Genomic DNA, 13,552 nt, shown 5'->3' with positions numbered 1-13,552 from the left:
GACGCTCCGTTCCTGGGGGAAGCGGAGCGTCTGCGACGGACCGCTGTCGGCATTAGAGCGTCGGGGCACAGCTCGAAAAAGAAGGAACGGATGCCTTTCAGGGACGGTTTACCAAAGCAGGTGGCATTGCCTCAGATATTGATGAAACCCCCGGACTTCACCTCGTTGAGCACGAAGAAGGTGCGCACCTGCCGCACTCCGGGAAGGGCGATGATCTGCGTATTGTGCAGTTGGTTGAAGGCCGGCAGGTCACGCACGCGGATCTTCAGGAAGTAGTCCACATCCCCCGCCACCAGCCAGCATTCCAGCACCTGCTGCAGGTTGCGCGCGGCCGCTTCGAACGCGGCGAAGCTCTCGGGGGTGGAGCGATCCAGCACCACGCCGATGAGTACTACGGTGCCTTGCTGCAGCACGTTCGGATCGACGTGGGCATGCACCCCTTTGATCACGCCCGCATCGAACAGCCGCTTGGTGTGGTTCCAGCACGCAGTGGTGCTCAGCCCGACCTTCTTCGCCAGTTCCGCGTTGCTGATTCGGCCATTGGCTTGCAATGCACGCAGGATCTTGCGTTCGTGGGCGTTGACCTCGATGGACTTGGAGGGTTCTTTCATCGCGCTTCCTCGGTCTGGCGTGGGGCCCGCTGCCGCCAGGCTTGGGCGGTTGCCGGAATGATGGTCTGTTCTGCAAAGCAGTCACGGGACGGTCTTCAATGGGTGCTAGGAAACGGGAAGGATGTTCCCGATCAAGCTTGAGAATAGGTATGAAATTCAAACCTGCGCTGAGTATCGTTTTGGAGCAGGTTTCATGCGCACAGGCCCGACGAGAGGGAGCAGGTCATGCTGGCGATTTCCAGGTTCGCAAGGTGGGTGAAGGCGCCATCGCAGGACGTGGCGGTGGTGGTGGTGTCCAGCGCAGCGTTGCCCGAAAGCCTGGGCAGCGGGCTGCACGCCGCGCTCGATGGCTGGAACGAAGTTGCCCATCTGCACGTGCAGGACATGGACGGCCTGCAGGCCAACTGGCTGGCCGCCGGGGAGGGGCAGCGCACGCTTGCCGCCGAGTCGGTGTGCGAGGCCAGCGCGCTGCTGCGAGCGGTCTCCAAGCGGTGCTACCTGCTAGACCTCGAGAGCGACGGGCAGGTGCGCCTGGCATGGCTAGGCTCAGTGTGTGGCCATGAGCTGCGCTGCCTGCAGCTCGACCCCGCGATCAGTCGTCAGGGCTCGCCCGTGACACAGGTCGAGCAGGTCGTCGACGTGGCGCGGATGCTGGTCAAGCGGATTCTCGAGGAACGCTTCCTGGCGGTCTGAAACCCCACCCAACAAGCACACCGAGGTGCAAGCGCTGTCATGAGCATCCATCAAGCCGCAGGATCGTTGCGCGAGCCGTCCGCCGAGGACGATATCGACTCCCAGGGCCTGGACGAGTGGCGCGACGCGTTGCTGTCGCTGCTCGAACACGAAGGCGCACCGCGCACGCGGGTGCTGCTCGACAGGCTTGCGGCGCTGGCGCGGCGTCACGCAGTCGGCTGGCAGCCAGGGCATGGCACGCCCTATATCAATAGCATCGGCGTCGAGCAGCAGCCGGTTTTCCCAGGCGACCTGGCGACCGAGGAACGCCTGGCCTCGATCATGCGCTGGAACGCGCTGGCCATGGTGGTGCGCGCCAACCAGGCCTACGGCGAGCTGGGCGGTCATATTGCAAGCTACGCCAGTGCCGCCGACTTGTTCGAGGTCGGCTTCAACCACTTCTTCCGTGGCGGCGATGCACCGGGGGCGGGTGACCTGGTGTTCTTCCAGCCGCACTCGGCGCCGGGTGTCTATGCCCGGGCCTTCCTCGAAGGGCGCTTGCAGGTTGAGCAACTGGAGCACTATCGACAAGAAATCACTGCGCGGCGCCGCGGTGTGCAGGGTCTGTCGAGTTATCCACATCCCTGGCTGATGCCTGATTTCTGGCAGTTCCCCACCGGCTCCATGGGCATCGGGCCGATCAGCTCGATCTACCAGGCGCGCTTCATGCGCTACCTGGAGCACCGGGGCCTGCGCCAGAGCGCCGGGCGTCGGGTGTGGGGCGTGTTCGGTGATGGCGAGATGGATGAACCGGAAAGCATGTCGGCGCTTACCCTTGCCGCGCGCGAGCGTTTGGACAACCTGGTGTGGGTGGTCAACTGCAACTTGCAGCGCCTGGACGGCCCGGTGCGCGGCAACGGGCGCATCATCGACGAACTGGAGGCGCTGTTCAGCGGTGCGGGCTGGCGGGTGATCAAGCTGGTCTGGGGATCGGATTGGGATGGCCTGTTCGCCCGCGATGCCTCCGGCGAGTTGGAGCGCACGCTGTCGGCCACCGTCGATGGGCAGTTCCAGACGTTCGCCGCCAAGGATGGGCGCTACAACCGCGAGCATTTCTTCGGCCAGAGCGAGGCGCTGGCACAGATGGCCCAAGGCATGAGCGACGAACAGATCGACCGGCTCAAGCGCGGTGGTCACGACATGGTGAAGATCCATGCCGCCTACCATGCCGCCCAGCAAGGTGATGGTCGCCCGACCGTGGTACTGGCGCAGACCAAGAAAGGCTACGGCATGGGTGAGGCCGGGCAGGGCAAGATGACCACGCACCAGCAGAAGAAGCTCGACCGCGAGGCGCTCATGGCCTTCCGCGATCGCTTCAACCTGCCATTGAGCGATGAGCAGACCGAGTCCCTGGCCTTCTACAAGCCTGCCGACGAAAGTCACGAGATGCGCTACCTGCATGCACGCCGCCAGGCACTGGGCGGTTACCTGCCGTCGCGGCCACGCCAGGCCCAGGGGCTGCCGGTGCCGGCGATGGCGAGCTACGCGGCATTCGCCACCCAGGCCGATGGCAAGGAAATGTCCACCACCATGGCCTTCGTGCGCATGCTCGGCGGGTTGCTCAAGGATCCTCAGCTCGGGCCGCGAGTGGTGCCTATCGTCGCCGACGAGGCGCGCACGTTCGGCATGGCCAACCTGTTCAAGCAGATCGGTATCTATTCCAGCGTCGGCCAGCGCTACGAGCCCGAAGACATCGGTTCGATCCTTTGCTACCGCGAGGCGCTTGACGGGCAGATCCTCGAAGAGGGCATCAGCGAGGCGGGGGCGATCAGCTCCTGGGTGGCGGCGGCCACCAGCTATTCGGCCCATGGCTTGCCGATGCTGCCGTTCTACATCTACTACTCGATGTTCGGCTTCCAGCGTATCGGCGACCTGATCTGGGCCGCCGCCGACCAGCGCGCCCGTGGTTTCCTGCTGGGCGCCACTGCCGGGCGTACCACCCTGGGCGGCGAAGGACTCCAGCACCAGGACGGCCACAGCCTGCTGATCGCCTCGACGGTGCCCAACTGCCGTGCTTACGATCCGGCGTTTGCCGGCGAGTTCGCGGTGATCCTCGACCACGGCATGCGGCGCATGCTCGAAGCGCAGGAAGATGCGTTCTACTACGTCACCCTGATGAACGAAAACTATCCACAGCCCAGCCTGCCGGAAGGGGTCGAGGACGACATCATCCGGGGGCTCTACCGTCTGGAGCAACACCTGCCCGAAGGGGCGAGTGGCACGGTGCGGTTGCTGGGCTCAGGTACGATCCTGCGCGAAGTCCAGGCGGCGGCACGCGTGTTGGCGCAGGACTGGGGCGTGGCCAGTGAAGTGTTCAGCGCCACCAGTTTCAGCGAGCTGGCGCGCGAGGCACGGGAGGTGGAACGCTGGAACCGGCTGCATCCGCAGGAGTCGGCGCGGGTCAGTCACCTGGTGCAGTGCCTGCCCAAGGGCGCGCCGGTGATTGCCGCGACCGACTATGTCTGCGCCTGGCCGCACCTGGTGGCGCCATACGTGCAGGATCGCTTCGTTGCCTTGGGCACCGATGGCTTCGGACGCAGCGACAGCCGCGAGCGGCTGCGTGGCTTCTTCGAGGTGGACAGCCGGCAGATCGTGCTGGCGGCCTTGTCGAGCCTGGCCGATGAAGGCGTGCTGGAGCGCCAGCGGTGTGCCGAGGCGATCGTGCGCTATGGCATCGAGGCCGAGGCGCCGGTGCCGTGGGGGTGTTGAGATCGCGGCGTGAAGTGTTGTTCTACAACACAATCCGAGTCGTCGAAAGCACCTGGCGCAGGCCCATGAACGAACGGATCTGCCGCACCCCCGGCAGATACAGCAACTGCTCGGCATGGAGGCGGTTGAAGCTCTGGCTGTCGCGGGTGCGCAGCAGCATGAAATAGTCGAACTCCCCCGTCACCACATGGCACTCCATGCACCCGGAGACCTTCTGCGCAGCCGCTTCGAATGCGGCGAAGGACTCCGGGGTGGAGCGGTCCAGTACCACGCCGATCAACACCACCATCCCGGCATCCAGCCGCTCGCTGTCGAGCAGGGCGACGATGCCCTTGATCAACCCCGCCTGCTTCAAGCGTTCGACCCGTCGCAGACAGGCCGGGGCGCTGAGCTTGACTTTGTCGGCCAAGGCCACGTTGGCAATCGAGGCGTCCTGCTGCAGGGCACGCAGAATCGCACGGTCGATACGGTCGAGCTGTGGCGGCCCGGACAGGGGAGGGGTTTTCCGCTCGCGTTCATTTATTGCTTTCAATGCCTGGACCTCACAACAAAGCGAAGTGAAATGATCGATCAATAAAACAATAGCTCGAAATTCAGGGAAAACTTGCAACCCGTTTTTCCACCAACCTCCCTAGCATTGACCCTATCGGAGCCCGCGATCCGCGTGTTTCGCAACTGGGAGCACAACCATGAACCTGAGTCGCTACGAGCGTTACCCGCTGACCTTCGGTCCCTCCCCGATCACCCCGCTCAAGCGCTTGAGTGCCCACTTGGGGGGCAAGGTCGAGCTCTATGCCAAACGCGAGGACTGCAACAGCGGCCTGGCCTTTGGTGGCAACAAGACACGCAAGCTCGAATACCTGATCCCCGAGGCGCTGCAACAAGGCTGCGACACCTTGGTGTCGATCGGCGGCATCCAGTCGAACCAGACGCGCCAGGTCGCCGCAGTGGCCGCGCACCTGGGCATGAAGTGCGTGTTGGTGCAGGAAAACTGGGTGAACTACTCCGACGCTGTGTATGACCGTGTCGGCAATATCGAGATGTCACGCATCATGGGGGCCGATGTGCGGCTCGACAGCGCGGGCTTCGACATCGGTATCCGCCCCAGCTGGGAGCAGGCGATGGCGGATGTTCGCGCCAAGGGCGGCAAGCCGTTCCCGATTCCGGCAGGGTGCTCCGAGCACCCCTACGGCGGGCTGGGCTTTGTCGGCTTTGCCGAGGAAGTACGCCAGCAGGAGGCGGAGCTGGGCTTCAAGTTCGACTACATCGTGGTGTGTTCGGTTACCGGCAGCACTCAGGCGGGCATGGTGGTCGGTTTTGCCGCCGATGGGCGCTCGCAGCGGGTGATCGGCATCGACGCTTCAGCCAAGCCGGAGCAGACCAAGGCGCAGATCCTGCGCATCGCACGTCACACCGCCGAGCTGGTGGACCTGGGGCGCGAGATCACCGAGGACGATGTGGTGCTCGATACCCGCTACGCCTACCCCGAATATGGGCTGCCGAACGAGGGCACGCTGGAGGCGATCCGCCTGTGTGGCCGGCTGGAGGGGGTGCTGACCGACCCCGTGTACGAGGGCAAGTCGATGGCGGGGATGATCGGCATGGTGCGCGATGGCGAATTCCCCGAAGGTTCGCGGGTGCTGTATGCGCACCTGGGCGGTGTGCCGGCACTCAACGCCTACAGCTTCCTGTTCCGTAACGGCTGATCGAGCGTCGCCTGAACGGGTCGCGTTGCACTTAGCGCCCGTGCCACAACGTGTGATCCAAGGCAAAGCGTCCGCCGCCCCGGATGGCCATGTACAACGCCAGGCTGCCGAGGATCACCGGATATTCGATGCCCCGGTCCACCCACGGCCAGGTCGGACCGAGGGCGTAGCTGATCCCGACCATCTCCGCGGCCATGGCCAGGGCAACGGGCCGGGTCAGCACGCCGACGACGAGCATCAGCGCGCCGACGGTTTCCAGCAGCATCACCAGAAACGCCAGTTCGGCGGCGAACGGCAGGCCCATCACGTTGCCGATGAGGTGGGTCGAACTGGCCATCGGATCGGCCATCGAGCCATGTGAGTCACCCAGCAGCTTGGGCAGCCCGTGGGTGAACATGACGATGCCCAGTACACCGCGCAGCAGGGCGTAGAACACCGGCTCCAGGCGTGCCTGAAGATTGCGGACGGATGACGGGGTGTCGCGGGGAATGCTGGTCATGTTCGAGCCCTCGCAGTGTTGCTTGCGTCGATGGTCGGCAGTGGAGCGGTTGATTCAATGATGGTGGTTGATGCCGGCGGGATAAAGCGGGCGGATTGGACTTGTCAATTCCAGCTGCATTAACAGTAGCCGTGATCTTCGCCTAGCGGCCCCTCGCCCATCGAGGCTTCCAATAGCCAATAAAAAACCGCGCAAAGGCGCGGTTTTTTTATTGGCTCGGAGTGAGACGGCGTACCGAATGCTCCTGCAGCGCGATCAGACGTTGAAGCGGAAGTGCATCACATCACCGTCCTTGACGATGTAGTCCTTGCCTTCCAGGCGCCATTTGCCGGCTTCCTTGGCACCGCCTTCACCCTTGAACTGGATGAAGTCGTCATAGGCGACCACTTCGGCACGGATGAAGCCTTTCTCGAAGTCGGTGTGGATGACACCGGCGGCTTGCGGGGCGGTGGCGCCGACGCGGACGGTCCAGGCGCGCACTTCCTGTACACCGGCGGTGAAGTAGGTCTGCAGGTTGAGCAGCTCGTAGCCGGCGCGAATCACGCGGTTCAGGCCGGGTTCTTCAAGGCCCAGGGCCTCGAGGAACATGTCCTTCTCCTCGCCGTCTTCCAGCTCGGCGATCTCCGCTTCGATCTTGTTGCACACCGGCACCACGACCGCGCCTTCTTCCTCGGCGATGGCTTTCACCACGTCCAGGTGCGGGTTGTTGTCGAAGCCGTCCTCGGCAACGTTGGCGATGTACATGACCGGCTTGCTGGTCAGCAGGTGGAAGCCGCGGATGGCAGCCTTCTCGTCGTCAGCCATATGCTTCATCAGGCTGCGCGCAGGCTTGCCTTCGGTGAAGTGCGGGATCAGCTTTTCCAGCAAGGCCTTCTGTGCGAGGGCTTCCTTGTCGCCGCCCTTGGCGTTGCGAGCGACCTTCTGCAGTTGCTTCTCGCAGCTGTCGAGGTCGGCGAAGATCAGTTCGAGGTCGATGATCTCGATGTCGCGCTTGGGGTCGACGCTGTTGGAGACGTGGATCACGTTCTCGTCTTCGAAGCAGCGCACTACATGGGCGATGGCGTCGGTCTCGCGGATGTTGGCGAGGAACTTGTTGCCCAGGCCTTCACCCTTGGAAGCACCGGCGACCAGACCCGCGATGTCGACGAACTCCATGGTGGTCGGCAGGATGCGGTTCGGCTTGACGATCTCGGCCAGCGCCGCCAGGCGTGCGTCGGGCATTGGCACGATGCCGCTGTTCGGCTCGATGGTGCAGAAGGGGAAGTTCTCCGCCGCGATACCGGATTTGGTCAGGGCGTTGAACAGGGTGGACTTGCCGACGTTGGGCAGGCCGACGATGCCGCAATTGAAACCCATGGGAATTCCCCTTTCTAGAAAGTCAGGCCTTCTGGCTGTGCAGTTCGCGCATGGCCTTGGCGAAGTCGCCGGCCAGTACGTCCGGCAGCACGCCGAGGGCAAAATCGATGCTGGCGTCGAGCTTCTCCTGCTCGGCGCGCGGCGCGCGGCCCAGGACGAAGTTGGAGACCAGTTTGGCGTCGCCCGGGTGGCCAATGCCAAGCCGCAGGCGGTGGAAGTCGTTCTGGTTGCCGAGCTGCGCGATGATGTCGCGCAGGCCGTTGTGCCCGCCATGCCCGCCGCCACGCTTGAGCTTGGCGACGCCGGGAGGCAGGTCGAGTTCGTCATGCGCCACCAGGATCGCTTCCGGCTTGATGCGGAAGAAATTGGCCAAGGCCGCCACGGACTGGCCGCTGCGGTTCATGTAGGTGGTGGGAATCAGCAGGCGAACATCGTTGCCTTGATGGCTGAACTTAGCCGTCAGGCCAAAATACTTTTTGTCAGCAGACAGCGAAACGCGCTGGGCGCTGGCAATGCGTTCAACGAAAAGAGCCCCTGCGTTATGCCGGGTCTGTTCGTATTCGGGGCCGGGGTTACCCAGGCCGACGATCAACTGGATGGCGGTCACGTCAGGGGCTCTTTCCTTGGAGTTGGTGGGTTACGGTGCGCGCGGCACTGTAACCCGATCAACGCCGGCGTGCGAGTGGATTACTCGGCAGCGCCTTCTTCAGCAGCTTCAGCGGACACGCGTGGGGCGTGAACGTTGGCAACGGCTTTGTCATCACCGTGGGCCAGAGCGACGAACTCTACGCCTTTCGGAGCTTTCAGGTCCGACAGGTGGATGATGGTGCCGATTTCGGCCTTGGACAGGTCGACTTCGATGAACTCAGGCAGGTCTTTGGCTTCGCAGGAAACTTCGATCTCGGATTCTACGTGGGAGATCTCGCCGCCTTTCTTGATCGGGGCTTCTTCACCAACGAAGTGAACCGGAACCTTGGCGGTCAGCTTCTGGCCAGCAACGACGCGAACGAAGTCGGCGTGCATGATGAAGCCTTTGGCCGGGTGGCGCTGCAGGGCCTTGACGATGACGTCTTGCTTGGTGCCGTCGACGTTCAGCTGCAGAACGTGGCTGAAGGCAGCCTCGTCTTCGAACAGCTTGGTGATTTCCTTGGCCAGGATGGTCAGGGACTCGGCGTCCTTGTTACCACCGTAGACAACGGCTGGGATGTTGGCGGAGTGACGCAGGCGGCGGCTCGCACCTTTCCCCAGGTCAGTACGCGCTTTGGCGTTCAGGGTGAAATCAGTCATTTTGTTTCTCCAAAATAGCCCCCCGAGGGCGTTTGCGACCAGCGCCGGACGGGGATGGCAAAAAAGCCCCGCCCCGACATCGATGCCGGGGCGGGGCGCTTTTCGTCAGCGTGCGTTCCGCTTAGCGGAACATCGCGCTGATCGATTCTTCGTTGCTGATGCGGCGGACCGCCTCAGCGACTACCGGTGCGATATCCAGCTGGCGGATACGGTCACAGGCTTGAGCAGCGGCGGACAGCGGGATGGTGTTGGTCACCACCAGCTCGTCGAGCACCGACTTCTCGATGTTCTCGATCGCACGACCCGACAGAACCGGGTGGGTGCAATAGGCGTAGACCTTGGCAGCGCCGTGGTCTTTCAGGGCCTTGGCCGCGTGGCACAGAGTGCCGGCGGTGTCGACCATGTCGTCTACCAGGATGCAGGTGCGTCCTTCGACGTCGCCGATGATATGCATCACCTCGGAGTGGTTCGCTTTCTCGCGGCGCTTGTCGATGATACCCAGGTCGACGCCCAGCGACTTGGCGACGGCGCGTGCACGCACCACACCACCGATGTCGGGGGAGACGATCATGAGATTATCGAAACGCTGGTCTTCGATATCGTCGACCAGTACGGGCGAGCCGTAGATGTTGTCGACAGGAATATCGAAGAACCCCTGGATCTGGTCAGCGTGCAGGTCGACGGTGAGAACACGGTCGATACCCACGACAGTGAGCATGTCAGCGACGACTTTGGCGCTGATGGCTACACGTGCCGAACGCGGACGGCGGTCCTGGCGGGCGTATCCGAAGTAAGGAATCACAGCGGTGATTCGGGAAGCTGAGGAGCGGCGGAAGGCGTCGGCCATCACTACCAGTTCCATCAGATTATCGTTGGTCGGAGCGCAAGTCGGCTGAATGATAAAGACGTCTTTACCGCGGACGTTTTCATTAATCTCAGTGCTGATTTCGCCGTCGGAGAATTTACCGACAGAAACATCACCCAGTGGGATATGCAGCTGACGTACTACACGCCGAGCCAGATCGGGGTTGGCATTCCCCGTGAAGACCATCATCTTGGACACGCGCAGTACCTGAAGGCTGAGGGTAACCTGGATGAGTATAAGGAAAATGGCAGGGGCGGCTGGATTCGAACCAACGCATGGCAGGATCAAAACCTGCTGCCTTACCGCTTGGCGACGCCCCTGTATCTGTTGCTGCGAACGCTTATGCGCTCGACTTCTTGATCAGACCTTGCAGCTTGCGATGCAACATCGAAACATTGCTTCCTTTTGCCACAAACCCTGTTTGGGTCTCTGAAAGAAGGGCCAGAACTCTATCAGCTTCGGCTTTGCTTGGGAAGGCCCCAAACACGCAACTTCCAGTGCCGGTCATTCGAGCTTCCGTAAATTTACCCAGCGAATTCAGCGCATTGCGAACTTCTGGATAACGTTGCTCTACCACCGGTTGGCAGTCATTTCGACTGTTTCCCTCGGGAACGGGGCGCATCTTAAGGGGGAGGGAATCACGTGTCAACTCTGGATGCGAAAAAATTTCCGCTGTGCTGACAGACACTTGCGGCACCAGCACGACATACCAGGGTTCTTCAGGATCAACCGGGGTCAGCTGTTCGCCGACACCCTGGGCGAAGGCGGCGTGACCGCGTACGAACACCGGCACATCTGCGCCCAGTGTCAGCCCCAGCGCAGCAAGGCGGTCGACCGGCCAGTCGAGCTGCCAGAGATGGTGCAGGGCGAGCAGGGTAGTGGCCGCATCGGAGCTGCCGCCACCGATACCGCCGCCCATGGGCAGGATCTTGTCGAGCCAGATGTCGACACCCAGTTGCGTGCCGGACTGTTCCTGCAGCTTGCGCGCTGCGCGCACTATCAGGTTGCTGTCGTGGGGGACATCGGCGATCTCGGTGTTCAGGCGGATCAGGCCATCGTTGCGCAGCTCGAAGCTCAACTGGTCGGCGTGGTCGAGGAACTGGAACACGGTTTCCAGCTCATGGTAGCCGTCGGCACGTCGGCCGGTAATGTGCAGCCACAGGTTGAGCTTGGCCGGGGCGGGCAGGGTGAGCCTGTGCATCGGATCAGTGTCCCAGCTGGCGGGGTTGCCAGTCCTTGACCACCAGGGTGACGTCGAGGTTTTCGCCGCGCAGCTTGAGGCGCTCGGGCAGCCAGTAGCCGTTCTGCTCGATGTAGCTCAGGTATTCGACTTCCCAGCCGTCCTGGGTGAGGCGGGCCAGGCGGCTGTCGCCATCGAGGGTCAGCTGGCTCTTGCTGTCGGGGGCCGGAAGGCCGCGGACCCACCAGACCAGATGCGACACCGGCAGGCGCCAGCCGAGTTGCTCTTCGAGCAAGGCTTCGGGGTTCGCTGCTTCGTAGCGACCCTGGTTGGCCACTTCCAGCACCACGCCGCCGGGGCGGCCGGTCAGGCGTGCGGCGCCACGACCCAGAGGACCTGCCAGGCGAATGTCGTAGTAGTCCTGGCGCTGCAGCCAGAACAGCGTACCGCTGCCCGAGTCACGCGGGGCACGGATGCCGACCTTGCCGTTGATCTGCCAGCCGTCGAGGGTGCTCAATTGTTGCTTGTGTTCGCGCCACTGTTGCGGGCTGCCATTGCCCTGGACGGCTTCACGGGTGCCAAAACCGGCGCAGCCGGTGAGCAGGGCGATGAGGGCGAAGGTGATGAGATGACGCAAACGCATGATTTAGAGGTTCTCGGATCCGGTCAGGCGCAGGACGGTCTTGCGCAGGATAGGGCTGTCGGGCTGCTCGGCGAAGGCCTTGGCCCAGACCTGGCGGGCTTCGCGGCGTTTGCCGTTGGCCCACAGCACCTCGCCCAGATGGGCGGCGACTTCATGGTCGGGGAAGCGCTCCAGCGCCTGGCGCAACAGGCGTTCGGCCTCGTCCAGGTTGCCCAGGCGATAATTGATCCAGCCCAGGCTGTCGAGCACTGCAGGATCGTCCGGGGTGAGCTGGTGGGCTTTGTCGATCAGTGCTTTGGCCTCGCCATAGCGTGTGGTGCGGTCGGCCAGGGTGTAGCCCAGGGCGTTGAGGGCCATGGCGTTTTCCGGCTCGCGGGCGATGATGGCGCGCAGGTCTTTTTCCATCTGCGGCAGGTCGTCGCGCTTCTCCGCCAGCATGGCGCGGGTGTAGAGCAGATTGAGGTCGTCGGGGTAGCGCTTGATGGCCTGCTGCAGTACCTGGTCGGCCTGGGCTTCCTTGCCATTGTTACCCAGGGTCTCGGCCTCGATGAGGTAGAGCTGGATCGCATAGTCGGGCTGTGCTTCGCGGGCTTCGGCCAGGTGGCGCGAGGCCTCGGCGCTGCGGCCGTTGGCGATCAGGATGTCGGCTTGGCGCAATTGCGCGGCCAGGTAGTCCGGGCCTGGGCCGACCAGCGCATACTCGCGCAGGGCCGCTGCCGGCAGGTTGCGTTCTTCGCGAATGCGGCCGAGGTTCAGGTGCGCGGCGTCGACGTTGCTGTCGCGCTCGACCAGTTCCTGCAGATAGCCTTCGGCCTCGTCCCAGTTCTTGTTCTCCATGCTCACCAGGGCCAGCGAATAACGCAGCTCGTCGTCATCCGGGTACTGTTGCAGCAGGTTCTCGAACTCGGCCTTGGCGTCGGTGATGCGGTCTTGCTCGACCAGCGTGCGCGCATAGGTGAGGCGCAGGCGCTTGTCGTCCGGATTGTCGCGAATCGCCCCGCGCAGCAGTGGCAGGGCCTCGTCGCCACGGTCCAGGGCCTGGAGCAGGCGCGCGCGCAGCAGGATCGGCGCGATTTCGCCATTGCGTGGCGGGTGGCTTTCGAGCAGTTCGAGTGCTTGTTCGGTCTTGCCGTCCTGGTTGAGCAGCAGGGCCTTGCCGAAGACCAGCTGGCCGTTGTCCGGGTACTTGACCAGCAGGCGATCGAAGCTTTGCATCAGCCCGTCGCGGGTGCTCTGGTCGGTTTCGGCGGCAGACAGGGCGAGGAAGTCGAAGTGGGTGTCGCCTTGGCCCTGAAGCACTTTCTCCATATAGGCCATGGCGTCGTCGTAGCGCCCGGAACGGGCCAGCTGGATCGCTGCGGCGCGCTGGGCGTCGAGGCTCTGCGGGTCGTTGCGGGCCCAGATCAGCGCGGTGTCGAGGGCCGGTTCGTCGGCTCCGAGGTACTCGGCGATGCGGTAGGCGCGCTCGGAGACGGCCGGATCCTGGGTCTTCTGCGCCTGGTCGACATAGTTGGCCAGGGCAATGTCGAAGCGATTGCGCTGGCCGGCAAGCTCAGCCACCAGCAGGCTGTAGAGTGTGTCCTGCTTGAACGATCCATACACCACAGGCGCTTTCGCCTCGGGCTTGTCGGCTTCGGCAACAGCTTGCTGATCCTCGCTCTTGTGCGGGGTCAGGCTCTGGCAGCCCTGGAGCAGGGCGAAGGCAAGCAGCAATGCGTAGGGTTTGTTCATAGAGGCTTTGGTGGACTAACCGGCGGTCGGAGCATGATGACACAAGCGCGGGGGCAAACCCACCCGCGAAGTGTGTGACCGCGCCGGGCGCGGGATGTTCGGCGGGCAGGCCCGCTACCACAACTGGTTGCGGCAGGTGCCTGGCCTTGATTCGCGCCTTGTCCGCAGGCCTCGAGATAGCCCAGGCTCATCACGACAATAGCGAACGGTGGTTGTCCTGAATCCTGCGAAGT

13 protein-coding genes and 1 tRNA gene are annotated in these 13,552 nt (G+C 63.3%); 3 read left to right on the top strand and 11 right to left on the bottom strand.

Annotated features, from left to right (window positions below):
* Nucleotides 1-131: 131 nt before the first annotated feature.
* Complete coding sequence (locus tag AC2CGW_RS23300) at nt 132-611, bottom strand: Lrp/AsnC family transcriptional regulator (RefSeq protein ID WP_186711638.1); 480 nt, start codon at nt 609-611, stop codon at nt 132-134.
* A 225-nt stretch (nt 612-836) separates the two neighbouring features.
* Between AC2CGW_RS23300 and AC2CGW_RS23295 the strand changes: the two genes are divergently transcribed.
* Both AC2CGW_RS23295 and mdeB read left to right on the top strand, forming a co-directional pair.
* The gene (locus AC2CGW_RS23295) at nt 837-1,304 is read left to right on the top strand and encodes a transketolase (protein ID WP_186711639.1); all 468 of its coding nucleotides are present in this window, start codon (nt 837-839) and stop codon (nt 1,302-1,304) included.
* A gap of 39 nt (nt 1,305-1,343) precedes the next feature.
* Nucleotides 1,344-4,052, top strand: coding sequence for an alpha-ketoglutarate dehydrogenase (gene mdeB / locus AC2CGW_RS23290; RefSeq protein WP_484574676.1), 2,709 nt, complete (start codon nt 1,344-1,346; stop codon nt 4,050-4,052).
* Between the two features lie 22 nt (nt 4,053-4,074).
* Here mdeB and AC2CGW_RS23285 read toward each other — a convergent pair whose 3' ends face one another.
* Nucleotides 4,075-4,584: an Lrp/AsnC family transcriptional regulator gene (locus AC2CGW_RS23285; RefSeq protein WP_411383798.1), complete on the bottom strand. Its 510-nt coding sequence runs from the start codon at nt 4,582-4,584 to the stop codon at nt 4,075-4,077.
* A 157-nt stretch (nt 4,585-4,741) separates the two neighbouring features.
* Here AC2CGW_RS23285 and AC2CGW_RS23280 point away from each other — a divergent pair, with 157 nt between their 5' ends.
* Nucleotides 4,742-5,758: a 1-aminocyclopropane-1-carboxylate deaminase gene (locus AC2CGW_RS23280; protein WP_186711642.1), complete on the top strand. Its 1,017-nt coding sequence runs from the start codon at nt 4,742-4,744 to the stop codon at nt 5,756-5,758.
* A 31-nt stretch (nt 5,759-5,789) separates the two neighbouring features.
* Here the strand turns inward: AC2CGW_RS23280 and AC2CGW_RS23275 are convergent, their stop codons facing one another.
* The 9 genes from AC2CGW_RS23275 to AC2CGW_RS23235 form a co-directional block, all read right to left on the bottom strand.
* Nucleotides 5,790-6,257 (bottom strand): DoxX family protein, encoded by a 468-nt coding sequence (locus AC2CGW_RS23275; RefSeq protein WP_484574675.1) that lies wholly within the window; start codon nt 6,255-6,257, stop codon nt 5,790-5,792.
* A gap of 255 nt (nt 6,258-6,512) precedes the next feature.
* Nucleotides 6,513-7,613: a redox-regulated ATPase YchF gene (ychF, locus tag AC2CGW_RS23270; protein WP_186667640.1), complete on the bottom strand. Its 1,101-nt coding sequence runs from the start codon at nt 7,611-7,613 to the stop codon at nt 6,513-6,515.
* A gap of 22 nt (nt 7,614-7,635) precedes the next feature.
* Complete coding sequence (gene pth, locus AC2CGW_RS23265) at nt 7,636-8,220, bottom strand: aminoacyl-tRNA hydrolase (RefSeq protein WP_054894616.1); 585 nt, start codon at nt 8,218-8,220, stop codon at nt 7,636-7,638.
* A gap of 80 nt (nt 8,221-8,300) precedes the next feature.
* A complete protein-coding gene (locus AC2CGW_RS23260) occupies nt 8,301-8,900 on the bottom strand; it encodes a 50S ribosomal protein L25/general stress protein Ctc (RefSeq protein WP_484574674.1) in 600 nt (199 codons plus the stop codon).
* A 121-nt stretch (nt 8,901-9,021) separates the two neighbouring features.
* Nucleotides 9,022-9,963 (bottom strand): ribose-phosphate pyrophosphokinase, encoded by a 942-nt coding sequence (locus AC2CGW_RS23255; RefSeq protein ID WP_029614333.1) that lies wholly within the window; start codon nt 9,961-9,963, stop codon nt 9,022-9,024.
* 47 nt (nt 9,964-10,010) lie between these two features.
* Nucleotides 10,011-10,085, bottom strand: a tRNA-Gln gene (locus AC2CGW_RS23250).
* Nucleotides 10,086-10,105: 20 nt separating this feature from the next.
* The gene (gene ispE / locus AC2CGW_RS23245; RefSeq protein WP_186711213.1) at nt 10,106-10,966 is read right to left on the bottom strand and encodes a 4-(cytidine 5'-diphospho)-2-C-methyl-D-erythritol kinase; all 861 of its coding nucleotides are present in this window, start codon (nt 10,964-10,966) and stop codon (nt 10,106-10,108) included.
* Nucleotides 10,967-10,970: 4 nt separating this feature from the next.
* Complete coding sequence (gene lolB, locus AC2CGW_RS23240) at nt 10,971-11,588, bottom strand: lipoprotein insertase outer membrane protein LolB (RefSeq protein ID WP_484574673.1); 618 nt, start codon at nt 11,586-11,588, stop codon at nt 10,971-10,973.
* Nucleotides 11,589-11,591: 3 nt separating this feature from the next.
* Nucleotides 11,592-13,319, bottom strand: coding sequence for a tetratricopeptide repeat protein (locus AC2CGW_RS23235; RefSeq protein WP_484574672.1), 1,728 nt, complete (start codon nt 13,317-13,319; stop codon nt 11,592-11,594).
* Between the last annotated feature and the right edge of the window lie 233 nt (nt 13,320-13,552).

It is taken from the genome of Pseudomonas sp. SYWMCR5, from assembly GCF_057197165.1.
This window is presented reverse-complemented; position numbering and strand designations above follow the sequence as displayed.

Excerpts from the sequence above, each read along its gene's own strand:
- ispE (WP_186711213.1), bottom strand. The coding sequence starts at position 10,966 with ATGCACAGGCTCACCCTGCCCGCCCCGGCCAAGCTCAACCTGTGGCTG.
- AC2CGW_RS23280 (WP_186711642.1), top strand. The coding sequence starts at position 4,742 with ATGAACCTGAGTCGCTACGAGCGTTACCCGCTGACCTTCGGTCCCTCC.
- lolB (WP_484574673.1), bottom strand. The coding sequence starts at position 11,588 with ATGCGTTTGCGTCATCTCATCACCTTCGCCCTCATCGCCCTGCTCACC.
- AC2CGW_RS23300 (WP_186711638.1), bottom strand. The coding sequence starts at position 611 with ATGAAAGAACCCTCCAAGTCCATCGAGGTCAACGCCCACGAACGCAAG.
- AC2CGW_RS23275 (WP_484574675.1), bottom strand. The coding sequence starts at position 6,257 with ATGACCAGCATTCCCCGCGACACCCCGTCATCCGTCCGCAATCTTCAG.
- mdeB (WP_484574676.1), top strand. The coding sequence starts at position 1,344 with ATGAGCATCCATCAAGCCGCAGGATCGTTGCGCGAGCCGTCCGCCGAG.
- AC2CGW_RS23235 (WP_484574672.1), bottom strand. The coding sequence starts at position 13,319 with ATGAACAAACCCTACGCATTGCTGCTTGCCTTCGCCCTGCTCCAGGGC.
- ychF (WP_186667640.1), bottom strand. The coding sequence starts at position 7,613 with ATGGGTTTCAATTGCGGCATCGTCGGCCTGCCCAACGTCGGCAAGTCC.
- AC2CGW_RS23260 (WP_484574674.1), bottom strand. The coding sequence starts at position 8,900 with ATGACTGATTTCACCCTGAACGCCAAAGCGCGTACTGACCTGGGGAAA.
- AC2CGW_RS23295 (WP_186711639.1), top strand. The coding sequence starts at position 837 with ATGCTGGCGATTTCCAGGTTCGCAAGGTGGGTGAAGGCGCCATCGCAG.